Below are 24,407 nucleotides of genomic sequence, written 5' to 3'. Positions count from 1 at the left end.
ATCACTCCTTCAGCTTTTCAAAGTATTCCTGAAAATGAATATCACGATAGTAAATACCCGATGCAAATCGGTTATCTTCCTCATCGATGTACTTAATACTCATAATCACATCGACGTTGCTTAACACCCTCCGCAATATAATGTTATAAGGCAAATTCTGACATTCAGGGTTCATATAGCACCGTTGAACCAGTCCAAGCACAGCATCTTCAGGGGTGCTCTCATGGACGGTTGTAAGGTTCCCTGCATGGCCGGAACTTGAGCCTTTGAGAAAATCCCAGGCTTCCGCGCCGCGAACCTCAGTCATGAGGATTCTGTCCGGGTTCATACGAAAACCAGAACGTAAAAGAGAAGCGGAACTGACAGTGCTACTTTCCCCTTCTGACGGGTAATACAATTTCACATGATTTTTGTGGAACCTGAACTTTGCTTCATCTGTATCTTCAATTGAAATACATCGTAAATGATGGGGTATGTACTGAAGACAGGCATTTGCAAAGGTGGTTTTACCCGCCCCCGTTCCGGCACAAAATACCATCGTTTTACCCTTAACCAGGCATTCAGGGACAAATTGTTCAAAACAATTATCTTTAAACATTGAAGATAATTCATCTTCTTTATCCCTGAATTTCCCCCCTTGATTTAGCCTTGAGTAAAACCCTTGTTTAACAAAGGTATCATGGTCGATAAACACACTGGACGGCTTACGGATTGTAATAGACACCGTTTCCCGTTCCGTTGCCGGGGGAATAACTATTTGTACACGCTCCCCTCCGGGGAGCGTAACAGAACGTAAGGGATATTCTGGCGTAACCGACCCACCATCATGATAATCAGAAATTGCCCCTGCAAATGACATACAATCTTTAAAATCCATTTTTAATTCATGCTGCTGCCATTTCCCACTCACTTTAACAAACAGTTCATCAGGCCGATTTACCGCGATTTCAGTTAAACCATCGACTTCATTAAGCCAGTGGTGGAAGTATTCATCTATTATTTCATAAACAATATGTCTGTTCTCTGCATCCTTCATAATTCACCTTTTCCTTTAAGATCTTCAATAAAACGCATGACTTCTTCGTAATTAAATCGATGCGTTTTGATTTGTTTCAGTGGTTTGGGGAAAGGAACGCCATTTATTGGTATGCCCTTACGAATATGATGGTATATTTCGCTTTCCCTTATTCCTAACAGCATTGAAAACTCTTTGATATCCAGCGTTATCAAATTACCTCCGGGTACCCACCATTTTTAATTTGTAGATGCTGGAGAAATCCAAATCCTGACCAACGATCAGAGTAATGATTTCCCCCTGGTTTTTATAAAGCGTTGGAGGGATATTTACGCTGTTTGCAAACGCTTCGCGTGCTATATCAGCAAAAGCCTGGCGACTGTTAGCTGTATAGTCGGTCTGATTGTCTTTATTACTTTTAGCCGCTCCACTTGCGGCCTGTGCCACATCGGGGATCATGCCAACCATCATCGCGCCCATAAAGCGATCTGCAAAATGTGTGTCAATCCAGCCTGAAGCCCCGGCCTCACCCAGCGCTCCCGCCGCCTGTGTATCAATCAGCGGAATATCAATGAAAGGTTCCTTACGTGTTCTAAGCTTCGTAGCAGCGATAAACACGGCTCCCTGACCATGATTGAACGTGCCCGTTTTATACATCAGATATGCGGCTGTTCCCTTTTCAATTAGCTTTACATTCCTGTTTGCACTGTATACGTCCTCATTAATCGTACAGACCAGCTTGCCAGCCAGATCAGAAATAAATCGTCTGTCCAGCGAGCACTTAATCGCGGTATTTTCAGGAATGAAAAGGTTAGGGTCATAAGGAACGCGCGTAATTTTAGAAAGCTGCGCGGGTTGCCCTGCATTAACAGGCTGAACCTCTGCCTGTTTGTCACTGCCGTCCCCCTCGTTCCTGGTATTGCTGGCCGTTGATGAGCTACCACCGGAATTTGAGGAAGCAGAGCTGCTCCCCCCATAGGCCACATCCAGCGCACGACTGAAGTTTTGTTGTACTTTTTCCGGTGGCGTTTCCGCTTTGCCGCTGCTTTCCTTCCGTTCTTCCGTCTTAGCCGGTTCTTCCCTGGTGTTGAATGGATCAACATCATCGCTGAGTCCTGTCGCGCGTTTTACTGAACCAGTAGATACCGCATTACTGGCAGGCTTATCATCACCGCTGGACATTGCACGAATAATCGACGGGATATAGTAGACAGACACCCCGGCGGCCAGCAGAAGGAAAGCGGCCACAATAATCACCAGCCCCTTACGCGATTTTTTAAGCTTCTCGATACCCAGGCGTTTTACTGATTTACCGTCATCTTCATCTCCCTTATCCGTTTTATCGTTTTGCTCAATTTCTTTCTGATGCCGTTCCCGTAGTGCCTGTTCAATTTCTACAGCGGTCGGGATTTTATTTTCCTGTTCGCTCACTGGATCACCTCTTTCTCAACGTTCGGGGAAACGGTATCTCCTGCCGGAAGACGGACTTTGCCAAAGCCCCGGTTTTCAACCCCAACAACCTGATTTCCCATACGCAAAACAAAGCGCTGGTCTACAGGAACACCAACAACGGTGAAACTACCGCTGTTTTTGACTACCGGGTTAGTCAGCGTTTCCTGTTCGCCGCTCATAACAAAGACGCTGGGGATTTTCTTCAGGGGGCTGAAGCCAAACCAGGTATAGCGGCCATCGTCATACGCATAATCCGGGCTGATTGACTGGCTGCCGTCAGCTACCCGCTTCCAGTAATCCCAGTTCTTGGGCGACTTCGCATTTTCAAGAGAACGGTTGATTGCCTGCTCCTCCTGCCGCTTGTTAAGAGCCTCAATCCGTTTCTTCTCGATTTCGGCTTGCTCCTTCCGGCGTTCCTGCGGGTACTGGTAATTAACAACAAACGCGATCTTATCCGGCTGCCGGAACGTTCGGGCGTTCAGCTCCATGCTGTAATTACGTTTTGTTGTGCGAACAAACAGGTTTGTTCGCCAGCGTTCCAGGTCGTTTTCAGGATCAAGGGCTACACTGACCACCTCTGAAGACTGGTTGCCATTGTCATCGGTACTGTTCTTCTGTACGGTCTGTTTGACGGGCTTCACTTCGAGATACACCAGGTTATCTTCTTTGTTCACTTCCCAGCCCTGGGGAAAGCCGGTTCTGGCACTGATGACCGTTTCATCCTCGTCAAATACCAGTGTGGTTGTATAGCCAACCGCACTGTTTATGACTGTCGTGTTTTGCGGGTTATAACTGACAATCTGATTACGGGGATCAAAACGGCTGGCTGCTGGCGTAACGGCTGCATGGCAGACGTGCGACACCAACAGAAGCGCCACAATTAGCGCTCCTTTATTCATTTTCATAGTTTTCACCCTTTCACTTCTTTATCGCGTACATAGCTCGTTACAACGAATTTAAGCGGGTTATTGTTTCGGTCACCCGATGCCATTTCGACCTGTGGTTCAATACGGTAGGTCAACCGGACGTTCCAGTATTCATAATCATCCTGGCCTGTCGCGACATTTCGAATGGTTAATTTAAACCGGATATATGCTCCCATATCCTTATCATCGCGCCGGGATGACGGACTGATAATCACGGACGGATTATCCTGAACAGATGCGGTTTTTTCCGCTTTATTATAAATAACCTTTGGTGACTGGTTGCCGTTGATTAAAGCGTTGTAATCCGTCGCCACATTCTCAGCGCTGTATAACAGAACATAATCATAATCATGCTGGAGACTGAAATAGTTATACCCTTCACGACGCTTCACATACTGAGTAATGAAGTATTTCGCCAGCGCTTCATTTTCAGAGAGGTTTTCTTTTTTAACAGAAGTCAGTCTTTCAGCAACGCCAGTGACACCATTAATAAGATAAGCTTCGACAACCGTACTCTTTAACGGTAGCGCTCCATTCAGTGCCAGCAGAGACAACACACCTACGGCAATTCCTGCAATACCACCGAATTTATAAATGCGGTTCATTTTCTCCTGCATCAATACATTTTTCTCTTCAAAAGTAGTTGAAGAGTCTGTTACTTCTTTTTTCTTGTTAAAACCGGGAAGTTTTAATCCTGAGAGTTTAAACCCCATTGCGCATTACCTCTGCTGAATTAACAGGTTCGCTTTTTCCGGATACCGGAGGTTGTTTATGTGACGCCTGGCATCCGACAAGGCAAAGCGTCACGATAGCCGTGATAAGTAGTTTCATAATGTGAGAACCTAAATAGAGGAGTGAATATTTACTGCGGAATACTCAGAGTTGACAGATTTAAATAATAAATCGGTTAACCTCCATATTTCTTTTTCGCCGCATCTATCGCAGCCTGGCGAAGCCTCTTAGCGCCAATATTAACGCCCTGCCCGGTCAGATTCCCCAACTTACCGGATACACCAGGAGACTGGTTGAACCCTCCATCCTGACGGCGAACGCCTTTCCATGCGCCAATCCCTGCATTTTTACCCATACCAAGCAGATTACGCCCCATACGGGAAGCGCCGAACACGCCAGCACCAATCCCCATTGCGGCTGCCCCTTGCATCGCGCCTTCAACACCTACCCCTGCGAGCTGGGAAGCATAGGTTTTGGCTTGCCAGATAATCCAGGCCATAAATGCACCTGCAACCCCGGCCTGAGCACCTGTTGATATCAGATTTAATTCATCTGCGTTAGCTATCGAGATTGTCAGAATGCCATTAAGGAACGTCATTCCCGCTTTAATTGCCAGTCCACAAAACAAGAATATGAAGCATGAGCTAAATATTAACTGAAGCCAGCTATTAAACATCTGCCTTAAAAAACCAAATGAAAGACAAATAATAAACAACGGCGCGGTAATAGTAAGTATCTTAATAGTAACTTCGGCGGCGAGATAAACTATTGAAGTTAGCAATAATGCAATTATCCCTCCAGCATATGTTAATAAAGATGCGATTGCCCCATCTGTTTTCACATACTTCGAAGTATCTTTGGACATAAGATATGCAGCTACCTGCTGAACTTTCTCCCAAAGCTCGTCAACCCATTTCCAAGGATCACCTCCTGCAAATGTTTCCTTCAGCCCATCAATGGCCTGAGTTGCACTATCTAACCACCCCCCCATATTTTTGACAAAAACAAGAATTAACCAGAATCGACATAGATTCCATAAAAAATCCTGCACTGCGGTTTTTTGCTTCCCAACTATTGTGGTATAAGCATACCACAATATATAAATGGAAATACCATACTTACCCAACTGAGACGCTATTGAAGAAAAGTTATCTAACTGACCAGTCAAAGACTGGTCAAGAGTTTTAACAATAACGTCATGAGCGGCCTGGAAATACCTAGAAGTTGCCATAGTGGCTCCTTTTAACTTCCATCTTTACCCAATACATTTTTGAATGCATCTTTATAGTCAACATGCTTAGGATGTAATTGCTTATACCTAAACAAACCTTCCTTAGCGTTTTTACAATTTTCGCTATCACTCCCAGACTTTTTGCATTCAGCTACTTTTTTCGTTGCATCGTCTACGTGAGACTGCCACCAGTCTACAGATTTAACCTCTTCACACCCGGTAAGAAAGAATGTAAGCCCCAACGCCGCAACTAATCCATATTTTTTCAAAATGCCCCCTCAGTTCATTTCATAACTCTGCTGCTCAAATGCTGCCTTATAATCAACAACTGGAGTTTCTTTATTAACAGCCCCTAATTGTTTCTCCTGGAAAGCAGCCTGTAACATTTTCTCCTTGTATTCTGCAAGATCGCGCTGCTTATCGCGATACATTTCATACTGAAATTTGAGCTTGTTAAATTTCAGGCTTGCCAGAGATACAGCGTTTGTCGCGTCCTGCGTGGCTTTCGTGTCCTGGGCGTTCTTCACCTGGTCGATAAGGTCGGCCATTTCCTGATTATCTTCACGCAGTTTACTTTCCAGCTTATTGCCGTACTCGATCCCCGCCAGTTGGGACAGGAACGAGGCTTCACAGCCCCGCACCAGGTCGCCCGTATATCCCAGCCCCTTACAGGTGTTTGTCACCTTATAATCGGCCAGTAGTGATCTGGCTTGCTCAGACAGGGTGGCTTCCGGGTTCTTAATGTAATCATCAATGAAGGAGTTCCCCTGGTCGTAAATATTCTCCAGCTCCTTACTGACAGATTGCGCAGACTGCACCAGTCCCTGAACATCACGAATGCCCGTTTTGGTCAGCAGCTCCTGCTTATAGGCATTAATCTGTTTCTGGTAGTGGTTCACGGTGTCCTGCCACTGTTTGAGGCGTTCTGTCCAGCGCTGCGCTTCGACAGCCCATTCAGGGTTTGCATCAATGGCAACGGGAACACCAGCCTGAGCACCAGAAATAACCGTAACAGAGGCGATAAGTGCCGCAACGATATGCTTTTTCATAGGGATTCCTTAAATCAGGTTTGCACGTTCCAGATAGGTATCAAGCCACTCTTCCGGCTTCATACCCTCTTTCCAGATTTCATCGAACAGTTCAAGCTGGGGTTTCGATGCGCTGAGAACCGGTAGGTAATACGCCGCTTTTCCCAAATCCAGTCTTGCGAAAGCCGCAAAATCATCACTTTCCCCCTTCCTCTGTGGGTTTTTGACGACCAGGAACTGACGAGATAACGGGTCAATGGCTTTAATTTTGTCAAAATAAAGTTCTCTCACTTCCAACTCGTCTACGTACTCACTACGTTTCGCTTTGGGGTTCGCCAGATAAATATGTGTTGCGCACTGCTCACGAACGGCAGCCGCGATAGGTGATTTAATTAGTTCATCCGGCGATTGTGTCGCTACGACAAGCACCATATCCAGCTTACGCGCGGTTTTGAGTTTGTTATAAACAAAATCTCTGAACGCTTCGTTGTTAATCCATTGCCAGAACTCATCCATGTAGATAAGGAGTCGGCGGCCATCAGCCAGCATGGTGACACGGTAGATGAGATAGAATGAAGCGGCGCTGGAAAGTACTTTGTTATCCAGAAACTCCGTTCCGTCTATACCGAAAACGTCCAGGTTGTCCACATCAAACGTATCGTCCGGGTTATCAAACACCCAGCCAAATTCCCCTCCCTGCACCCAGGCATTCAGGCGTGCTTTAAGCCCATGCCGCCGGGTTTCAGTATCATCAGGCTCCAGAATGAGTGGTCGCAACTTACTGATCGGATAAGAGCGGTTTGACCTCTGCATCAGGCGCTCAACGGCATCAGAAATCAGGCGGTTCTGGTAATCATCAAGCGGCTCACTGTTAAGCGTACAAAGTAGCCTCACCAGGTCTTTCATAAAGGAAATATTTCGTTTGGTTGGTGGCAAAGCCGCAGGGTTCCAGCCAGTCGGCTCTCCTTCTTTCACCCGAAAGTAAGCACCTCCCATTGAACGTATACCGGGTTCCGCTGCCCGATCTTTGTCGAAAAATACTGTAGTTAACTTCTTTAATTTCCTCTCAGGTGGAAAAGACTCCGGCGTTCCGAACTGCTGGGCGGCGAAAGCCTTAGTCATCATCACTACCGTTTTACCCACGTTTGACGTACCAAGAATTTCGGTATGCCCCAGCGTGGGGTTTTTACCGAAGTAATTTTGATGCTCGGTAGTCATGTGATAGTTCAGGTTATAAATATCATTTCCTGAGCCGCCCAGGGTGATAAGGTTGTTACCCCAGGTATTTCCTTTCTCCTTGCCCGTAAAGAAATTATGGAAGCTTTCCATTTCGGCAAAGTTCAGACTGCTGATAGAACTCAGGCGTGGCCGTAACGTGTAGTTACCAGGTAACTGAGCAAAATACGCTGCGCCAAGACTCAAGGTTGAATAGGTTACGATCAGCCCTAAATCCTCCAGGGTCGTCGTTACAATATTGGTGTCCTTCACCAGACGCTCCGGCGAATCTGCGTAAACAATCAGTGTCTGGTGACTTTTCCCGAAAGAAATATAGCCGCTGGAGACCATATCGAGACCAACTTTCAAATCAGCGAGCAAGGATTTAGCGGCATCATCGGTCATTTCGAGTTTGTCGATCTGATCATCCAGCGCCTTGATTGCAGACTGCTTGTCTATCGGAGTTAAAGAGGAAGTCTGTACATACTCAACCGGGAGATACATCAGTGCATCAAAAATTCCGGCATCCGTTTCCTGAAAGTAGTCCTTGATCTCGATGCAACGAAAGTACCGGGCATGGTCAGAGGCAGTGATTTGTCCAGCATCGTTACCAAAGAACAGGTCTTTACCACCCAGGTATGTATAAAACGGACTATTGGTGACTCTGACTTTCTGCCAGCGCCCGGATAGCAGTTTCTGGAACAGCGTAAGCTGTTCTGAATAAACTATATTATTTTCTTCATATAACCCAAGACGACGGGAATGAAACCGGGAGAGATAGGTGCTCAATCTGCCACATATTTCATTCATATCATTAATGGGTTCTTCGAAGATATTTTTATTACCCTTTTTCCTTGAAAGAAAATGCGTCACTTTATCTTCAGCGCTGAACGGTTTATAGCATACGGTTAAGTATAATTTGTTTTCAAAATACTCAGCCGCCGAAAGCGATTCGTAATAATCGTTCATCACTCTGTTGACGAATGGGATCTTGCTGTCAAATACAGGTCGCACTTCTTTTCTAACCCGAATACGATGCGTATAAAAGGTAACGGGTTTCCCATCAAAACTACGTATCAGCGTATTGAGCTGGTCAGTAAGCAAGGCTAGATCCGCTTCATCTACACATTCAAAATAAGCTCCGTCAATCTGCCAGGTCGCCAGTAGATCATGGTTTCTGGTAACAATGAGGTTATCAGTGATGTGTGATGAATACGGGATTAACTCTTCAAGAGAAGACTGGTCTTTAAGCTTCATAAAATTGTCCACTTTCGATATATCGACTGCGTCGTACGAACTCCCCGCATAATGGACGGCATTGAAGCGCTTGTTTGCCAGAGGATTACCTTTGATTTGCATTCGCAGATAAAGCAGGTCAAAAAAGCGTTCATCTATCTTCGTAACTCGCTTGATGGCATACCAGCCAGGGAGGATGAGGGCATACATAGCCTCATGAATCCAGACACCAAGCAAAACGCAGATAACGCACATTCCAAGAAAGGGGTAGAGCGGAACGCCCAGCCCCCTAATCAAAGCGGGGCGTGTCAGCCCTTTAAAAACGGTACTCATTTTTACGCCCCCTTTTATTACATATTACGCTAACCAGTCAGGCAGATATGGCGCAACAATAAAGATGATAATCCCGATAATTAAAGGCGTAATCCACGCTGCATGCTGGCGTGAGAAGATAGCGATATAACCAATTACCAGCGCAATGATGGTGATTGCTGGCTTACGGATATCCGTCAGAAAATCGATAATCTTCTGCAAGAAGCCAGTTGTTTTAGTGGATACATCATCAGCAAAGGCGGGTTCTGCTACACAAAGCATCAATGCAGCCATAAATACAGAAAGAGTTAAATAACGTTTATTGAGTTTTAACATCGTTTGTTTCCTTTTCATCTAAAACAGTGCCACGCATGGCATATTGGGGATATACGGTAACTTCTTTAGGTTTGATACTCTGTGTTACATTCTCCTTTCTGATTGCATCTTTAACTGAAGGAACCACCCAGTTTTTTTTGTTATCAGGCGGATTAAACCCTATGCGCTGTATATAACTGGTGTTATTAAAATCTGATTCAGGTTTAGTTCCTGTTTCTGGATTGCCGGAATAATAGCAACTCAGGCCACGTAAAATATCGCCACCACGTTTATAACAATCCACCAAAATTTGCTCTGAAACCTTGAGATTTTCGCAGGGGTCAAACATTTTCTCAGCGGTTGTATTGAAGTTTGCAAAATTCGTACTCGTTATTTGCATAAGACCGACTGAGTAACGATGATTTCGTGATTCAATTTGATTTACGATCTGGAGTGCAGCCTCCTTAGTTTTGGGAAAGTAGGACACTACGCCTTTGTCACCGGGCTTACGTTCAACCTTCGGTATTATCTCGGCAATAGCATATGGGTTAAAACCAGATTCAACCCTTGCAACTTCATGCGCAGTATCGGGATGAACGCTGGCCGCGCATTGCAAAGCAAGCGCCGCAAAAGCAGTAGTAGATAACATGATTTTCTCCCGGCCAGAACAGCGCGGAAAGTTTAGACTGAATGGTTAGTCATCGAAGTCGTCATCGTCTTCATCGTCTTCGTTTATCAGCTCCTCAATAGCCTGGCTGGAATATTTTTTTATGAGGTACTGGACAACACCAGAGCTTGAAATACGTCGCCCCCTGCGATAGCCAATCTCCAGAGCAATTTTATCCAGTTCCTCACGAGAAGCTGAGGGCAGGTAGAGTGTATTACGTTGGGGCTTGCGTCTCGTTGCGGTTTTTTTTCGGGTAGCAGTCATTTTTCTTCCGTTTCATTTTGTGGGTTAAGCTTCTCTCTGTGATGTAGTGGATGAAAGCCATACTTCTTTGCTGCGGATTATCCATGAGTAGAATTTCAGCAAAATCGTGTGGAATTGATTTCCTTAAAAGATTTGCCTGAGCTGTTGTATGTGATTGTCTGTACAAAAGCTCCGCCATCACATCTTCTGGTACAGGTAAAGGCTCACCGCCAAATGAGATAAAGCGTTGTACGTAAGGGATAGCAGTTATTGTAGTGGAATGAACCTCTTCAAAATCTGCCTGGATAAAAAGATAACCGGGAAAAAGCGGCAAACGTCTTTCTCGATATGAAATTATCTTATCCGGGCGACGATACCTTTCAGTCTCCATAGGACAGAAGTAAGAGAAGTTCAGGCGTTCGAGATGAGCAAAAACTGCTGCAAATCTCGTAGTGGTGAATTGCAAAACATACCATTCCATAGTTTTTCCTTTCAGGCGCTCTCTCGACTCGGATGACCCCGAATCAGAGAAAAAAAACAAAAGGACAAATTTACATCTCATAAAAACTTTATCAGCTACATGTGCTGCGTTCAACCACACAAGCAGATCTTTAGATCGCATTTACGACACATTTCATTTTGTTTGTGCTTGTATTTTATTTATATCTAGATACATATGCTATTTGATAACAAAAAAGCAGATCGATTGATCACCATGCGCTTATTTTATAGTCAAGTTAACTAAATTTTTTACCGCTAGTTACTTTTTACAAAAACTCTGCTAACAAGATAAATAAATCGATCTTAATCAATAAGTTACCGGAGAGTATGAATTATCCTAAACGAATTCCGATTTTCACTTTCTGTTCGCTTTGAATCATCGACTGTTTTATTTGCGAGAAATTTCTCATCTGGAGTTGCTGTTTCTTAATCATCTCCGCGCTGTTCAGCACCAGCTCTTTACTGGATGAAGAGATTCTGTCTATGCCCTTAACCCCCAGGTTCTCTAGCTGCCACTCATTCCTGTGTGCAGTCTTCCAGCCATGCTGTACACCGTTCTTATCAAGTGCAGGGATTTTCACCTCCTTTTGTCCTAACTTCTTCAGCTTAACAAGATCACCTTTCTTAACGTTCTCGCGAGTGGTTAACTCACCAAAATCAGCCCCCCAATATGTTTTCTCCACGCCCTTGTTCAGTGTCTTAAGCTTTATGAAATGCTGCTTTGGTTTGGTTTTATCGTTCTGATAATGGTCGTAGCCAACATCAACAACCTCATAAACGCCCTTCTGTCGTTTTGGCGCTGTTTTGTGCGCATCTTTAATAGACTGGTTAAGTCCATGCTGCTGCTTATGAGTGGCTTTAACGTCATAGCCCTTCATCTTCAGCTCTTCACAAAAACCTGTACGAATTTCCCGTAAATCTTTTTTCCTGATATCAGCTCGTTTACCGTCATTATCACGAATACGAAAAACGACATGCACGTGTGGATGTTCTTTTTTGTCGTTATGATAGCCAAGCACAAAACGATGATTTGGGTACTTCTTGTTCATCGTTTTCCTGACAGACTCAAGCAGATCTTCAGGTTTTACCTTTGCTGATACAGGCGGTGAAAACACAATATTTTGGGTTACTTTTTTATTTTCCTTACCTTTATCATCGAAAACATTTTGAGGGTCATTAGCACGATCTATCATGTGCTCTTTAGCCTCCTGAATCTCATCACCTTTCCATACCTGACCGCTTTCACTCATCACTGGCAGCTCTGACTCCCGGCTCATATAGTCAATACTGTTTCGAACTCCCTGCCGGGTAATCGCACCTCCTGAGATTTTGACAACAACCTCCTTACTGGCACCCTTGCGGTTGATACGTTCCTGAACGTTGCGTTGATAGTTTTTACCACCATTTTTAACTTTATGGGCGAAAGCAGACTTGCGGCCAGCTTCAGAGGACTTACGCTTAACCCTGAATTCCTTGTCAACATAAACGCCCATGATTACACCTCAACCTTGTTAGAAACAGTTCGCCCTTTGCATAACATAATGTAGTTTTCAAACTCACTTTTGAGACTCATTATCTCTGAACTCAACCGCTCAGCGTCCTGATAGAACCCATCTTTATCAAGTACTCTGGCATTATCATTAACGATAATATAATGAAAGTTTCGCCCTATTTTATCTATTGCATTACGGCAACGATTCATCACCAGAAGTTCCTGATCGAAAAAATCAAGTTCATTTTCAAGTGTCGTCTGGATTCGATAACGACATTCTCTGGATAAATTCCAGCCATGACGATGAGCCGCTTTCTCTATTAAAGTTCTTTGTTTCCCTGTCAAATACATTGTGGTTTTGATAAAATCATCATTGTCTTTTGACACATTAACATCTTCATTTTTAACCTTGCTTTTCAGTAAAGCATTGGCAAGCAGCTTCATTCCTTTTGCCACGGTTAAACCCGGTTCATCTGGATAAAGTGTTTTAAGACAATCAAGTAGATCATCATGTTGGCTTTCTTCAATCCTGAATTGAACTTTTTTCATAAAACTCTCCAACAAGAACCGACTGTAGGTCACCGGGCAAACGTTGCGGAATGGCGTCAGAGACGTCATTTTGCGGCGTTTGCCCTATCCTGCATCGCAGTGAACTACCTCCACACATAAATTGTGCTTCAGCGTCCATCGAAATGCAAAAAATGAAAGGCTATCGTGGCTGTGATCTGGTGCGTCTGCGACCGGAGACAACGGATTCGCGGCTAACTTGGGCGGAAATAAATTCGCTACGCGAATGGCCTGGCAGGGGGCGCGAGCGCTGTTTTACGGAATATACAAAAAAAGCACCTCCCGTAAACGGGAGGGCTTCGGCGATTCAGGAACGGGAATTTTATTCTGCCTCTGGTGTGTCGCCTTCCATGCCCTGCCGGGCATCATGGAGCCAGCGGCGGAGGTTACTCATTCTTTCCCGGTTTGCCCGGCTGGGACTTTTTCCCCTGTTACCGCTTAGTATACTCCAGACTCTTAACCCGGCCTCGTTAGTCCAGTGCAATACAATTTCCCCTTTGCTGTTAAATCCCAGCGAAAACCGGACAGCTCCCCGCCTCTGTTCTGCACTGATAAAATCTAAAAACTCCTGTTTTTTCATAGCACCTCCTGTTTTTCTATCAGTGCTTTTGTTTCTTTCTTTTCCAGGGCTTTTCTGAGTAATGCCATGTACTCAGGAAAAGCAGAGAATGGCATCAAGGGAAAAACCGGACGCCCACCCTTTTCAACAGTCTGTATTGCTGATAACATGCGTTCCGACATTTTATATTCCTCGCGAGGGAATTGAGTGTCACGGTATCAGGTTGCCTCCACAACCTGATACCACCCCTAATTGATTAACTCCGCAGTTCTCTTATCGCTTCATTTTTGGCTTCCTCCAGTTCTTTAAGGGTATATGCGAAATTCTTCCAGTTAATTACTTCGTTTATAACCTCAGATTTACTTAAACCACACTCATTAAACCAAAAGTTAATATTTTTCTTGAGGGAATTTTTCGCCGTCAGTTCCTCGGACAACAATTCACTAACAGACGTGATAACATAACCACGACCGCGATTTTTATCTTCGAAAGAATGAACGACAAGGAAGAGAGTTTCTGAATGGACAAAAGCAGAGCAGGTGATTTTTTCTTTCTTAGTGTTTAAAGCCTGGAAAGTGATAACATACGTGTTCATTTTAGTCTCCCGCCCGTTTGGGCTACTGGATCATGGTAAGGAACTATTCCCGACCTACAAATAAATTATACCATCATATGATGGTAATGCAATTTATTTAGTCACTTTATCCTGATTTTTTTCTCTCTTAACGAGCTGGTAATCTGGATGTTCATCAGCCAGGAGCAAAAGTAATTCATACGTACCAGCGGCTAAACCACGAGACGTTTTACCGGATGTTTCTTTGGCTTGCCAGGCTGATAACGTAAAACCAAACCGTTCAGCGGCTTCCTGCTGCGTAAAGCCAGCTTTAATACGTGCTTGTTTCACCTCTTCAGGTGTTGGCTTAAAACTCATGATTTTGTACCTTCACAATAGTATCTGTATAGAATTTCAATAAAATTGGATCATCAATTTCATCTTTAACGTTCGAGAATTCTTCGTAATAAAATGATTTTTGGAAAACAATCTTTTTAGTTGTTTTTTTATCCGCTTCTTTAGAGCGTACCTTCATCAGTTTTTCAAGTTCAATAAACAAACGTGTTGCATCTTCAGACACAACAATCCTGTATGTTACATTACCTTTGTTTTTCCTGTCGCTCAGGACTTCATTCATTTTTTGCCTCATAGCTGTTTAATAAACCCCGCTACCTTTATGAGCTGATCTACACTCAGGCCACGAATTACCATTTCATATCCGTCGCCCCGTTCTGATACGTTACCATCTAACCCATTCTCAACTTTAAACCCGGTCAATGTCCCATGCCAGCTTTCAAGATGCACTAAACGAGATAGCATTCCTTTCAGGATCAGTTTTTTCTCGCGTTTTTGCTGTAACTGTTGTTCATACTCTCGCGCCATATCTACATTATCTAAAGCATCCGACAGGATTTTCTTTTCAATATCGGCGGCGATTTCTACAGGGTTACGCTCTGGCGATACTGTGCAAGTATGGTAAGGACTTCTCCAGCTGCGACTATCTACGCTTCCAATGATAACTAACCTTCCTTTCTCCATTCGAATATGTATAGAGTAATTTTTAAAATCAGGTGAGGTTAGCTTAATCCTGTACTGGCAATCATCGAGCAGATTTACACGCCAGCCGTTCCCCAGGATTCGACAAACGATTTCAAACACCGGTTTATACCGTTCAAAGAAATTTTTCTGTTCTTTCATCGATTCAGCCTTTTGAACTCAATAAAAAAGCCGTAAATCGAATTACGGCAGTTTTAAGACTATTCATCAAAGTGTCCATCATCACTTGCAGCTTCCTGGGCTTCGCATTCCTGCTGATATGCTTCTTCCTTCGCAAAAAGATGCGCCCATCCTTCTGCGTTTAAGCCACGGTGCAAGACTGAACCATTTTCATTGCATTCTTTGGCTGTAACTTCGATCTCATCCGGGCAAATGTAGGCTCCGTAACTTTCAAAAATGTTTATCAGCTCCGCTTCCGTTATGGTCTTGTTTTTCATCAACGTGTCTCCGAATCAATCTTTGCCATGTTCTAGGGGGCTTTCGCCCCCATTCCGGTTATGCGCTTGCTTCTACACGTGTCCAGCCTGACGCCTTACGTTTACCCGCTGTACCATACATTTCACGAATTTCTTCAATGCTGTGTTCTTTACGGTTCCAGCGGCTTTTGTGTTCTTCAGGACGGTAAAACCATTGTTTTTTCTTAGATGCCCACTTACAGCCCATTTCCTTTAAAATGTCTTTGTGTTCTTTAGTTTCTCCGCTAATCCAGACCCAATTACCAATAACTTCATAGACAATCCCTGTAAGGCCGGAAAGCGTATTCAGAACTTTTTCCAGATCTTCACCGTAGTTGTAACGTGCGTTTTCATCAGTGCTTTGAAACTGATTGATTTTATCAATGTTAGCCATGAGAAAATCAAACGCAGCATTTACTGCTTTCATCAGCTCGGCACCCAATGGATTGCGGTCTGGATGATATTTTAAAGCCGCTTTTTTGTATGCCGCCTTGATGTCCTTTTCAGTCAGATCACCGGATAAACCAAAAACGTTTAATGCTTCCTGAATATTCATTTTTCGCTCCCGCCCGTGTGGGCTTCTGGAATCTGGCAGGGAACCATTCCCAACCAACAAATTCATTATACCATCAAATGATGGTTATGGAATCATTTTTAATGCTTTACATTGTAAAGATTACATAAAGATGTATATTGCTTTACCGCGCATGAAGGGATTTCCGAAAGAGGCGCGAACTGTAGTTACATAATGCGCTGTCGTAACATCGCGCCGGAGACGTTCGCCAGGACTGGCGAACCAACAAGCCCGAATGAGAGCGATAACCCCCCTCACCCCTGCCAGGCCAATTTCTGACTATCAGACGATGTTTAGCCTGTCGCAGTTAGCGCGTGAGCTTGCGAACGGTACGCCGGGTCAGTGTGAAACACTGGCGCGGGGCGCTGTATCTGCGCGTTATGAGATGCGTTAGCAGCGAATTACGGGGCGGGTTGCTGAAACCGATTGATGCCTGACAGCAAAAAATGAATCCGGGCGCCAGCTGCTGCACGAAAATTGCCAGCAAAAAACACTTGGCCATCCTCGCCGGTCGTGAAATTTTGCTGGCATAAGAAATAATCCCCCCGGTATGAGGGGCTTGTCTGAAAGGTTAGTGGTTGGGCTTACTGAGAGTGAACTGTAACCCGGCTACTGCTGCAAGCTGTGCAAGTGTTGTGATGGTCGGGTTTCCGTTCGGGGATAATGCGCGGTAGATACTCTGACGAGCAAGGCCGGATTTTTTGGCCGCCTCTGTTATACCCCCTGATTAGGGATCAGGTTAAAAACGAGCTGTATGACGTTCTAAGCGCATTTTACCCGCTCCGTTGAACCATGACCGGGTTAAAGCGGTTAAAACGCCTCTGAGGGCTTTTGAGAGCATTTAAGAATTGGATCGGAAAAGGATCCCGTCTGGATCTTTTAGAGAGATTACACCGCTCGCCGCAGCCGAACGACAGGGCGAAGCCCGCGAGTGAGCGAGGAAGCGGAATTTCCACGGGGTTTCAATAGAGCACTTACGCGCTAAGGTTAATATTTGCTCAATTTTTGGTGGTGCAGTGCTCAGGGAGGCCAGACGGATCTATCCTCTGGATTTATGCTGAGTTATCCACAGACGCTGTGCATTAAAAGCCTTATATTTTCTTCTTGATCTTAAAAACTTAAAAACTTAGCTCGCTTCAATTACCTGAAAATTATGGAAAAAAATTGCTAAAGGTGAGAGGATTTTTCACGTAAGGTGAGAGGATTTTTCACGTAAGGTGAGAAGATTTTTAAGTTAAGGTAGTTAGATTTTTCACTAAAGATGAGAGGATTTTTCACGTAAGGTGAGAAGATTTTTAACGGTTTCCACAGTTTGACTGAACATCAAGTGAAACATGCGGTTGTTGCTATCTTTAGATATGAAGATCCTCAGATCTTCATATCTAAAGGTGAGAGGTTTTTTAATTAAAGGTTGTATTGTTGTCTTGAATTACAACCTTTGTGGGGTTATGATTTGCCTACATAGGAAAGGTTATATGAGGCTTATCGTGAAGACAGTAACGGGATTAACGAAAGTTAGACATAGAAATGAAGTTGGGGTAACTCTTGCATCCCTTTCCCTTTCAGCAAAAAGAGTGCTTTTTCTGGCTCTTTGCCAGATTGATACAAAGGAAATGTTAGATGATGATATTTTGGAGGTTGATGCTGACTTTTTTTCAAAAGCTACTTCTTTAGATAAATATGCCTCTTATGCAGCTCTGAAAGAGGGAGCTAAAGTTCTTTCTTCAACTACGTTAGTTTTAAACAGAGATGATTTAAAAAATTTGGCTGATGAACTTGGGATACTATCATCTAAGAATAAAATACCTGATCGCTTGGATTTAAACTTAACAGAATTCTGTGCCTATTACGATCATCTTGCAACTGTACGGATAAAATTCACAAATACAGCTAAGCGATATTTTTCTAAGTTGATTGGTTCTGAAAATAGATATACCACTCAGGTATTGAAATCAGTTGTGTTGTTGAACAGTGTAAACTCAACAAACCTTTATCAAGTCATTAGGAAATATTACAGTCAGAATAGTTCAAAAAAATCTTTTGATATATCCGTGGATGATTTAAAAGAGGAAATGGGACTTTATACTATTGAGGAAGGGGAGAAGAAATATAAGTATCCTAAATACTCATTTTTTGTTCGTGATGTTATCAATAAAAGCATTAATGAGATAATTGAGAAAACGGAAATAAATCAGTTATCTTTCTCTGTTGTTGGGAAAAAAGGGAGAATGGCTCACATGCTTAGATTTGAGTTTAGTATAAATGAAAAATCCTCATCCTTTTCGGAAGATGATATGGCATTTTTAGAGGAGTTTGACAAAGTCGTTCCACCAAAAAAGAATAAGTGAGGCAAAACATGGCTAAAATATATGAGTTTCCGCAGGGAGCCGAACGAAGTAAGCTGAAAAAAGAAATCATCCGGGAACGTAAAAAACGATTGCGAGAAACGAACGGTAACCCGGTTATCCGGCACGCTAAATGGTTCTGGTTTTATCTACGTCTTGCTACGGCTGGCGCACTGCATTTAGTCTCTGTTATTTCTCTGGCAGTCCTGGGGGCTTTCAGTAAAGCTATTTTCTGGATTGGTGGAATGCTCTGTGTTGTTACATGGTTCCACCTTGAGCGCCAGTTCTGGACGCCGCAAAATTTCACGATTCCAGTAATCGTAACGCTGTGGGGATTGAGTTTGTTTGCCACTCCCCTGATGGAGCTGCTTAACAAAAAAATGCCGTGGTATCGTCTTCTGGTTCCTGATGCAAAGCACACTAGCACTGAGGCAACCAATGATGATCAGCCGTGAAGCAACAATGTTATCCAGTCGGCTTGCAGTGCTTCTTTCAGCCTTTTATCATCGGTTAATCATAGCGCACGAGGCGAGTTCTTTTCACTGCGATGCAGGATAGGGCAAACGCCGCAAAATGACGTCTCTGACGCCATTCCGCAACGTTTGCCCGGTGACCTACAGTCGGTTCTTGTTGGAGAGAGTTATGAAATATCAGGTTAAAGAGTTTATTAACGAAAAATATTCTAAGGCTGTTAATATTTTAAAGGATAACCTTAAAGAACACTACCATATTTTTTATGGTTTGAGATTAAGTGAGATTCTTTTTCCTGCCAGCGAATACGGCTCTGAAATGTTTTTTCAGGAGTTTGAAGCGATTAACAGTGTAATATTGCCTTTGGTGATTTTTGATTTGATAGACCGAAAGCCGATTATGGTTATCGGCTTCGGTGAAGTATGTGGAGTTGATTCACTTGTTGATTCTGGTATAGAAGTTGTTTCTTTAGACGGTTTAAGCGATCTGCTACTGGTTGAAAAACTGACGCCATTATTTAACTAAACCTCTGGATAACTATCTTTTCAGTTTTCCAGTAAGATTTTTTCTATATCTGAAAGCACTATTTTTTCAATGCTTTCTATATAGTAATGCTCATTAAAACCTGTCATTTCTGTAAATTTTAGCTCTGCATCATCTTTCGAATAAGCAATAACAACTCTGAAATCATTTTCCCACAAATCCCACCTGTATTTGTCTTTTATACGAACCCTGTACAATCCTTTTTGGATAGTGCCATCTTTTTTCTCTTCCTGTACTTTTTTTAATTTTTCATTTTGCACCTGTTGTTCAAGCCATGATTTATTCATAAATCCCCCACGGTTAACGTCTTTAGGCTCGGTTTTTACTTAACGAAATCTTCCGGTTTTACACCTGTTTTTACCTTCATATACTTGCCCTCCCCCCTTAGCTTCGGCTGAAGTTCGGTAAAGTACCATCCGGCAACGGTAATAATGCCTAAAAATACAAAAATAGCAGGCTTCAGAACATCAATAGCTGATACAGCGCATAACTCAATATTGAGATTAGTACAAGTTCCCTCATCAGGTGCATAGAACCCCCATAAGCCTATACCTATAAGGAACATCCCCAATATCGGTTGGATGTATAACAAGTAGATATTAATAAGAGTTTTAATATATCTGAATATGAACATTTTTCTTTCCTTAGGTTTCTTTCTATTTTGGATTTCCAATTCTTAACCAATGTGATGGTTCGACAATCCATTCTCCGCAGTCATAGGCAACGGCCTTATTATGCCTGTTAGCGAACCATACTAACCAGGCTAATAATCGCTGATTGCCGCTGTATTTGGTTTATCTCTAACCATCACAACATATCTCTTTTTCTTAGCCATAACGCTACCCTAATTTTGCAGATTCAAGCAGCCAGTGGTTTTTCAGGTTCTCGTCCAGGTTATCGAATGCGGCCAGCGCTGCCTTTAGAACGGTTGTCTTGCTCTGGCCTGTTCTCTGCGCCTCCGCTTCCAGGATCTCCTCAAAGTACGCTGGCAGTCTGAAGTTCATCAACTTTGGTTTACCCGCTACAGGCGCTCTGGTAGCGCCGGAGATAAAACGCGCGGTTTCTGCGTTTGTTGCTGGTTGCTGAGATTCATCGATGTTCGGGCGGTTTAGTTTTAAAGCCATGAAAATTTCCCCTTGTACGGTATGCATTAATTGTAAATATCATAGTATCTTTATGGTGTATTTACAATGTAAAGATTTCGATGAATATTGTTGATATTTCTATAAAATGCCAATTTCCTGTGCCACAAGTTCAATCTGTGCTTTCGCTGTTGAAAGGCTCGATGCCCGGCTAACGTCATGTACCCCTGCCCCTTCATTACAGGCGCTTTCATACACATCCAGCTCGGATATCCGGGTTTTCAGAGGTTGAATCCAGATGTTGTCCGAACGCAGTAATTTATCCAGATCAATGGCCGCTTTTCTGTGGCGGGGTTTCGCTGAGTTGATTCTGGTGAACAGCACCCACGGTTCCAGAGCTGCGTTAGCTTTCTGAGCGGTGCGGATTTTCTCTGTAACACTGGTCAGTGTTTCGCTTTCGAAATCAGAGGACGGCTTAACCAGTGTCACCACGATATCTGATACTGTCAGGGCGCTACGGAACTCCTGGCTGTCGTGGCCGGGGCAATCGACAATGAGAACTTCACACAGCTTACTAAGGCGCTTAATTTCGTTGCTGACGTTTCCGTAAGCTGCGTGAACCGGGATAGTGAGTAAGCCGTTATCTGTCCGCTTTTCGTTCCAGCTCAACAGATCGTGGTTTTTATCTGTCTTCAGGATAATTACCGACTTACCTTTGTTGACCAGCATTGAGCCTGTGTTAGCCACGTAGGTGCTTTTGCCTACCCCACCTTTATCTGATACGACAAGCAAGATTTTACCCATTTCAGAATCCCTCTCTTTATGTTGTAAAGCTCATGTAAAGATATGAATGTCTTTACATGGTGTGTTTTTCGTAAAGATACTTTTGTCTTTACAGTGTCTTTATAATGCAATGGCTTTACCATGTAAAGCACAAATAAAGATATATTTATCTTTATGGTGTCTTTACATGGTAAATGTTGCTGTGTCTTTATGTGCGCTTTATGGTGTAAATCTTGGTGTGTCTTTACATCATCTTTATGTTGTAAATTTTTAGTGTGACGTTGTCACTATAGGGCTGGGGTCTGTTTGCTGGTTCTTTTTGAGTGTGCCTTCCCTGAACCAACTGAAATGGGTACTGTATGGGTGTGTCTGGTTAACTCAAAATGAACTGGTTCCCTATAATGACTCAAACAGTACCGAAAGGCTTTGTCAGAGCTTACTTACGCGCATCCACGACTGAACAGGATGCAACACGCGCCCTGGACACGATAAATACCTTCGCCATCGAGCGCGGCCTGAGCATCTGTAACTACTACATTGAAAATGAATCAGGTTCTAAGCTTGAACGCCCTGAGTTGTTCCGGCTCCTGAAAGATTGTCAGCAAAACGATATCTTGCTGGTAGAGGATGTGGACAGGCTTTCACGCCTGGTAGGGGAGGACTGGAACACACTGAAGAAAATGATCCGGCAGAAAGATATCCGGGTTGTGGCCGTCAACGTTCCGACAACCTGGCTCGCATCGGGTCACAATGATTTTGACAGCCGAATGTTTTCGGCCATAAACGATATGTTGCTGGATATGCTGGCCGCCGTCGCCAGGCGAGACTATGAACAGCGCCGGGAACGGCAGCAGCAGGGGATCGCCAGGGCGAAAAGGGAAGGGAAGTATAAAGGCCGCCAGGTTAATCAGTCTCGCTATGACGCCATAAACAGGCTGATTGCGAGCGGCAGCTCCTGGAGCCAGATTCAAAAAGTGCTGGGTTGTAGCCGGGCGACTATCAGCAAAGCTGTGAAGCAACAGACCGTTAACAAAATGAACCATGAACCTGAAGGTAGGGAGTAGTTACAACATAATAAACAGTGTGTTGAAGAATAAAACTGATTCTTTATACTGTATATGCATGGGTCTTCCCCGATCATGGTGGGAAGGCTCAGAACGCCATATTCAGCTTTCCGTAGTGGAACATCACCCCCAGTTTAAAGCGCTCCCGGTTTCGGTATCCCCTGGCTTTTATCCTCAGCAGCCTGATCTTGCTGTTAAGTGCCTCCGCATTTCCGTTTGAGACACTGTGTCGCATCGCATTCAGGATCCCGTACAGCCTTTTTCCTATCGTTTTCGCGGCATTTTTCATCATGGGAACGTCACTGTTAGCCGCCAGCGCCAACCATCTCTGCCAGTCACTCCGTCTTTCCTCGCTCCATGGCCTGTTCCAGATATCCTTTGCCAGCTCTTTCAGCGCCCAGCACTGGCTCGTCAGCTTCATCTGTGCACGCAGCCACATCAGCTTTTCCTGCCGGGATTCGGTCATCCACTTATCGCTGTACTGCCACAGGAAGCGGGTTCCTTTTGCCTGGTGTCGGCTTTCAACAGGGAGGTGCGGATGTTCATTCTGACGGGTTTTATCAACTACCTCGCCCAGTTGCTTCGCCACATGGAAGCGGTCAAAGGCGATTTTCTCAACCGCACTGGGTAAGTGGATACGCGCTGCTCTTATATAGCCCGCGTTCATGTCCATTGAGAGCGTTTTGATAGCCAGCAACTGCCCATCAGTGAGCGTGCGAAGATAGCCGGCAAGACTCTCTGTGCCGCGATCATCCGTTAAGGCCAGCGCCCGACCATCGCGATCGGAGATCACCGTTATGTAACGATGTCCTTTTTTAAAGGCGACCTCATCCACATTCATATGACGGGCGGATAATGGCTTTTTTATCCGGGCAAGACCTCGCTTAACTGCCCGGGTCATAATGCCGTCAACCGCATTCCAACTGAGCTTAAGTTGCTTCCTGACAGCATCAACGGTGCTGATTTTCAGCCATGAGAGAACGAACGATTCGAATAGCAACGTATACCGGCTTCCGGGGCCAGCCCACGGAACAGGCAACGTCAGGCAGCCATGCTCCGGACACATAATTCGTGGAACATCGGCTTCAACAATAGTGGTGAACTGGTAGGTATCAAGATGGCGCCATTTACGATGACGGTGATCGTGAACAGAACAGGATTTACCGCAGGTCGGACAGGCTAGCCGGGTGTTTTCAGCGATCTCAATAGTGACAGTAACAGAACCGGCATTTTCATCGAGAGAAAGGGACTTTACCTGCCACGGATCGGACAGGTTGAGAATATGAGCGTAGAGGGACTTTTCGTCCATGGCGGTGACCTCTGGCGATTAAATACACCATTATCATGCCTTCAGCCACCACAACAAGGGAAGACCCATATGCATACAGCTATATTGATCGGAGGTTTTTCATGCCTAGACACTATGAAATTGACTCAGCCTGGCGTGCGAGCATTAAGCGTGAGCCGAACGGTCGTCAGACAGTTACGACAGAAGCCTTTGTCAGCCAGCTTGCGCTGATTAATTTTCACTGGAGTTGTCGCCAAGCAAATCAGTGGATTGAAACCTACGTGACCGTTTTTAAAGACATTTCCACTCAGGAAGGAGAGAACCGGACATTCATGCTTTTTAACCCCAACGGAGGCCGTTAAAAATGGGTTTTCCATCGCCAGCAACCGACTACCAGGAAAACAGGCTGTCACTCGATCAGCACTGTAATACAGGAGCGCCGGGAGTATTCTTTTTTCGAAGTGATACCTACTCTTTCCGGGAAGGGATAAAGCCTGGTGCGCTGCTCATAGTAGATTTTGGGGGCACGCCCGTTGACGGGTCTTTGGTGCTCTGTGTCCTGGAACAAGAATTCAGGATCATGCGATTGCGACTACACCCCAAGCGGTGTCTCCAGGAACTCGATAAGCTGGATAACTTCAGGGCTATACCTGATGACGATGAGGACGGGTTGGAGGTCAGGGGGGTCATTACGCACATTGT

34 protein-coding genes and 1 pseudogene are annotated in these 24,407 nt (G+C 44.3%); 6 read left to right on the top strand and 29 right to left on the bottom strand.

Translation table 11 applies throughout. The features are described from left to right. Position 1: 1 nt before the first annotated feature. From virB11 to ACQG03_RS23310, 24 genes and pseudogenes are all read right to left on the bottom strand, one after another. Complete coding sequence (gene virB11, locus ACQG03_RS23425) at positions 2-1,036, bottom strand: P-type DNA transfer ATPase VirB11 (RefSeq protein ID WP_000650512.1); 1,035 nt, start codon at positions 1,034-1,036, stop codon at positions 2-4. Then, positions 1,033-1,230: a DNA-binding protein gene (locus ACQG03_RS23420; protein ID WP_000629109.1), complete on the bottom strand. Its 198-nt coding sequence runs from the start codon at positions 1,228-1,230 to the stop codon at positions 1,033-1,035. The genes virB11 and ACQG03_RS23420 overlap by 4 nt, the downstream gene beginning before the upstream one ends. Before the next feature lies 1 nt (position 1,231). Further along, positions 1,232-2,446 (bottom strand): VirB10/TraB/TrbI family type IV secretion system protein, encoded by a 1,215-nt coding sequence (virB10, locus tag ACQG03_RS23415; protein WP_001295060.1) that lies wholly within the window; start codon positions 2,444-2,446, stop codon positions 1,232-1,234. Further along, positions 2,443-3,372: a TrbG/VirB9 family P-type conjugative transfer protein gene (locus ACQG03_RS23410; RefSeq protein WP_000783386.1), complete on the bottom strand. Its 930-nt coding sequence runs from the start codon at positions 3,370-3,372 to the stop codon at positions 2,443-2,445. Before ACQG03_RS23410 ends, virB10 begins: the two co-directional genes overlap by 4 nt. A 5-nt stretch (positions 3,373-3,377) precedes the next feature. After that, the gene (locus ACQG03_RS23405; protein WP_004199085.1) at positions 3,378-4,106 is read right to left on the bottom strand and encodes a virB8 family protein; all 729 of its coding nucleotides are present in this window, start codon (positions 4,104-4,106) and stop codon (positions 3,378-3,380) included. A 194-nt stretch (positions 4,107-4,300) separates the two neighbouring features. Further along, a complete protein-coding gene (locus ACQG03_RS23400) occupies positions 4,301-5,356 on the bottom strand; it encodes a type IV secretion system protein (RefSeq protein WP_000235886.1) in 1,056 nt (351 codons plus the stop codon). A gap of 11 nt (positions 5,357-5,367) precedes the next feature. Further along, on the bottom strand, positions 5,368-5,625 hold the full coding sequence (locus tag ACQG03_RS23395; protein ID WP_000759841.1) for an EexN family lipoprotein: 258 nt from the start codon (positions 5,623-5,625) through the stop codon (positions 5,368-5,370). A gap of 9 nt (positions 5,626-5,634) precedes the next feature. Further along, complete coding sequence (locus tag ACQG03_RS23390) at positions 5,635-6,405, bottom strand: type IV secretion system protein (protein WP_000716326.1); 771 nt, start codon at positions 6,403-6,405, stop codon at positions 5,635-5,637. Positions 6,406-6,414: 9 nt separating this feature from the next. Further along, on the bottom strand, positions 6,415-9,168 hold the full coding sequence (locus ACQG03_RS23385) for a VirB3 family type IV secretion system protein (protein WP_015060057.1): 2,754 nt from the start codon (positions 9,166-9,168) through the stop codon (positions 6,415-6,417). A 24-nt stretch (positions 9,169-9,192) separates the two neighbouring features. After that, complete coding sequence (locus ACQG03_RS23380; RefSeq protein ID WP_000916156.1) at positions 9,193-9,483, bottom strand: TrbC/VirB2 family protein; 291 nt, start codon at positions 9,481-9,483, stop codon at positions 9,193-9,195. Then, on the bottom strand, positions 9,467-10,111 hold the full coding sequence (locus tag ACQG03_RS23375) for a lytic transglycosylase domain-containing protein (protein WP_000953538.1): 645 nt from the start codon (positions 10,109-10,111) through the stop codon (positions 9,467-9,469). The genes ACQG03_RS23380 and ACQG03_RS23375 overlap by 17 nt, the downstream gene beginning before the upstream one ends. Before the next feature lie 45 nt (positions 10,112-10,156). Further along, positions 10,157-10,393: a hypothetical protein gene (locus tag ACQG03_RS23370; protein WP_001348696.1), complete on the bottom strand. Its 237-nt coding sequence runs from the start codon at positions 10,391-10,393 to the stop codon at positions 10,157-10,159. Next, a complete protein-coding gene (locus ACQG03_RS23365) occupies positions 10,344-10,853 on the bottom strand; it encodes a transcription termination/antitermination NusG family protein (RefSeq protein ID WP_000455437.1) in 510 nt (169 codons plus the stop codon). The genes ACQG03_RS23370 and ACQG03_RS23365 overlap by 50 nt, the downstream gene beginning before the upstream one ends. 352 nt (positions 10,854-11,205) lie before the next feature. After that, positions 11,206-12,366, bottom strand: a complete 1,161-nt coding sequence (gene mobP1 / locus ACQG03_RS23360) for a MobP1 family relaxase (protein WP_004199101.1) — start codon at positions 12,364-12,366, stop codon at positions 11,206-11,208. A 2-nt stretch (positions 12,367-12,368) separates the two neighbouring features. Further along, entirely contained in the window at positions 12,369-12,914 is a 546-nt protein-coding gene (ddp1, locus tag ACQG03_RS23355) for a DNA distortion polypeptide 1 (RefSeq protein ID WP_001348698.1), read from the bottom strand. Between the two features lie 340 nt (positions 12,915-13,254). Further along, positions 13,255-13,512 (bottom strand): hypothetical protein, encoded by a 258-nt coding sequence (locus ACQG03_RS23350; protein WP_004199355.1) that lies wholly within the window; start codon positions 13,510-13,512, stop codon positions 13,255-13,257. Then, positions 13,509-13,673 (bottom strand): hypothetical protein, encoded by a 165-nt coding sequence (locus ACQG03_RS23345; RefSeq protein WP_000004083.1) that lies wholly within the window; start codon positions 13,671-13,673, stop codon positions 13,509-13,511. The genes ACQG03_RS23350 and ACQG03_RS23345 overlap by 4 nt, the downstream gene beginning before the upstream one ends. Before the next feature lie 74 nt (positions 13,674-13,747). Further along, positions 13,748-14,086: a hypothetical protein gene (locus ACQG03_RS23340; RefSeq protein ID WP_426726170.1), complete on the bottom strand. Its 339-nt coding sequence runs from the start codon at positions 14,084-14,086 to the stop codon at positions 13,748-13,750. Positions 14,087-14,179: 93 nt separating this feature from the next. After that, positions 14,180-14,422, bottom strand: a complete 243-nt coding sequence (locus ACQG03_RS23335) for a hypothetical protein (protein WP_000008707.1) — start codon at positions 14,420-14,422, stop codon at positions 14,180-14,182. Beyond that, on the bottom strand, positions 14,412-14,681 hold the full coding sequence (locus ACQG03_RS23330) for a hypothetical protein (protein ID WP_001006717.1): 270 nt from the start codon (positions 14,679-14,681) through the stop codon (positions 14,412-14,414). Before ACQG03_RS23330 ends, ACQG03_RS23335 begins: the two co-directional genes overlap by 11 nt. 8 nt (positions 14,682-14,689) lie before the next feature. Then, the gene (locus ACQG03_RS23325; protein ID WP_000662998.1) at positions 14,690-15,241 is read right to left on the bottom strand and encodes a hypothetical protein; all 552 of its coding nucleotides are present in this window, start codon (positions 15,239-15,241) and stop codon (positions 14,690-14,692) included. Positions 15,242-15,300: 59 nt separating this feature from the next. Continuing rightward, positions 15,301-15,537, bottom strand: a complete 237-nt coding sequence (locus ACQG03_RS23320) for a hypothetical protein (RefSeq protein ID WP_000792381.1) — start codon at positions 15,535-15,537, stop codon at positions 15,301-15,303. Between the two features lie 58 nt (positions 15,538-15,595). Next, positions 15,596-16,111 carry a DnaJ domain-containing protein gene (locus tag ACQG03_RS23315; protein ID WP_001025390.1) on the bottom strand — a complete coding sequence of 172 codons (516 nt, stop codon included), beginning with the start codon at positions 16,109-16,111 and terminating at the stop codon, positions 15,596-15,598. A 589-nt stretch (positions 16,112-16,700) separates the two neighbouring features. Then, positions 16,701-16,853 (bottom strand): annotated as a pseudogene (locus ACQG03_RS23310) (DNA-binding protein); the annotation flags it as partial. A gap of 610 nt (positions 16,854-17,463) precedes the next feature. On the opposite strand from ACQG03_RS23310, the gene ACQG03_RS23305 reads away from it, so the two are divergent. The 3 genes from ACQG03_RS23305 to ddp1 (ACQG03_RS23295) all read left to right on the top strand — a co-directional run bounded on the left by ACQG03_RS23305 (position 17,464) and on the right by ddp1 (ACQG03_RS23295) (position 19,470). Beyond that, a complete protein-coding gene (locus ACQG03_RS23305) occupies positions 17,464-18,477 on the top strand; it encodes a replication initiation protein (RefSeq protein WP_001348704.1) in 1,014 nt (337 codons plus the stop codon). Between the two features lie 8 nt (positions 18,478-18,485). Beyond that, a complete protein-coding gene (locus ACQG03_RS23300; protein WP_001074369.1) occupies positions 18,486-18,929 on the top strand; it encodes a hypothetical protein in 444 nt (147 codons plus the stop codon). 187 nt (positions 18,930-19,116) lie between these two features. Further along, positions 19,117-19,470 carry a DNA distortion polypeptide 3 gene (gene ddp1 / locus ACQG03_RS23295; RefSeq protein WP_000877224.1) on the top strand — a complete coding sequence of 118 codons (354 nt, stop codon included), beginning with the start codon at positions 19,117-19,119 and terminating at the stop codon, positions 19,468-19,470. A 20-nt stretch (positions 19,471-19,490) separates the two neighbouring features. Here ddp1 (ACQG03_RS23295) and ACQG03_RS23290 read toward each other — a convergent pair whose 3' ends face one another. The 4 genes from ACQG03_RS23290 to ACQG03_RS23275 all read right to left on the bottom strand — a co-directional run bounded on the left by ACQG03_RS23290 (position 19,491) and on the right by ACQG03_RS23275 (position 21,374). Next, entirely contained in the window at positions 19,491-19,775 is a 285-nt protein-coding gene (locus ACQG03_RS23290) for a hypothetical protein (protein ID WP_001043731.1), read from the bottom strand. Positions 19,776-19,810: 35 nt separating this feature from the next. Then, entirely contained in the window at positions 19,811-20,122 is a 312-nt protein-coding gene (locus tag ACQG03_RS23285) for a hypothetical protein (protein ID WP_000469598.1), read from the bottom strand. 205 nt (positions 20,123-20,327) lie between these two features. Beyond that, on the bottom strand, positions 20,328-20,612 hold the full coding sequence (locus ACQG03_RS23280; RefSeq protein WP_001185481.1) for a hypothetical protein: 285 nt from the start codon (positions 20,610-20,612) through the stop codon (positions 20,328-20,330). A 99-nt stretch (positions 20,613-20,711) separates the two neighbouring features. After that, a complete protein-coding gene (locus ACQG03_RS23275; RefSeq protein WP_000516402.1) occupies positions 20,712-21,374 on the bottom strand; it encodes a division plane positioning ATPase MipZ in 663 nt (220 codons plus the stop codon). Positions 21,375-21,754: 380 nt separating this feature from the next. Here ACQG03_RS23275 and ACQG03_RS23270 point away from each other — a divergent pair, with 380 nt between their 5' ends. Next, positions 21,755-22,417 (top strand): recombinase family protein, encoded by a 663-nt coding sequence (locus tag ACQG03_RS23270; RefSeq protein ID WP_001549893.1) that lies wholly within the window; start codon positions 21,755-21,757, stop codon positions 22,415-22,417. An 88-nt stretch (positions 22,418-22,505) separates the two neighbouring features. On the opposite strand, the gene ACQG03_RS23265 is transcribed toward ACQG03_RS23270, so the two are convergent. Then, positions 22,506-23,726, bottom strand: coding sequence for an ISL3-like element ISKox3 family transposase (locus tag ACQG03_RS23265; RefSeq protein WP_417645277.1), 1,221 nt, complete (start codon positions 23,724-23,726; stop codon positions 22,506-22,508). Positions 23,727-23,827: 101 nt separating this feature from the next. Between ACQG03_RS23265 and ACQG03_RS23260 the strand changes: the two genes are divergently transcribed. Together ACQG03_RS23260 and ACQG03_RS23255 are read left to right on the top strand one after the other, a co-directional pair. Further along, positions 23,828-24,067: a hypothetical protein gene (locus ACQG03_RS23260; RefSeq protein WP_001549892.1), complete on the top strand. Its 240-nt coding sequence runs from the start codon at positions 23,828-23,830 to the stop codon at positions 24,065-24,067. A gap of 2 nt (positions 24,068-24,069) precedes the next feature. Continuing rightward, the coding region (locus ACQG03_RS23255) for a S24 family peptidase (RefSeq protein WP_032428144.1) at positions 24,070-24,407 on the top strand (338 nt) is incomplete at its 3' end.

The sequence above is a fragment of the Enterobacter cloacae complex sp. 342H5 genome (assembly GCF_050030905.1).
In the GTDB taxonomy this organism is placed as follows: domain Bacteria; phylum Pseudomonadota; class Gammaproteobacteria; order Enterobacterales; family Enterobacteriaceae; genus Enterobacter; species Enterobacter intestinihominis.
Note: the sequence above shows the minus strand (reverse complement) of the source record. Positions and strands in the feature narration are given on the sequence as shown.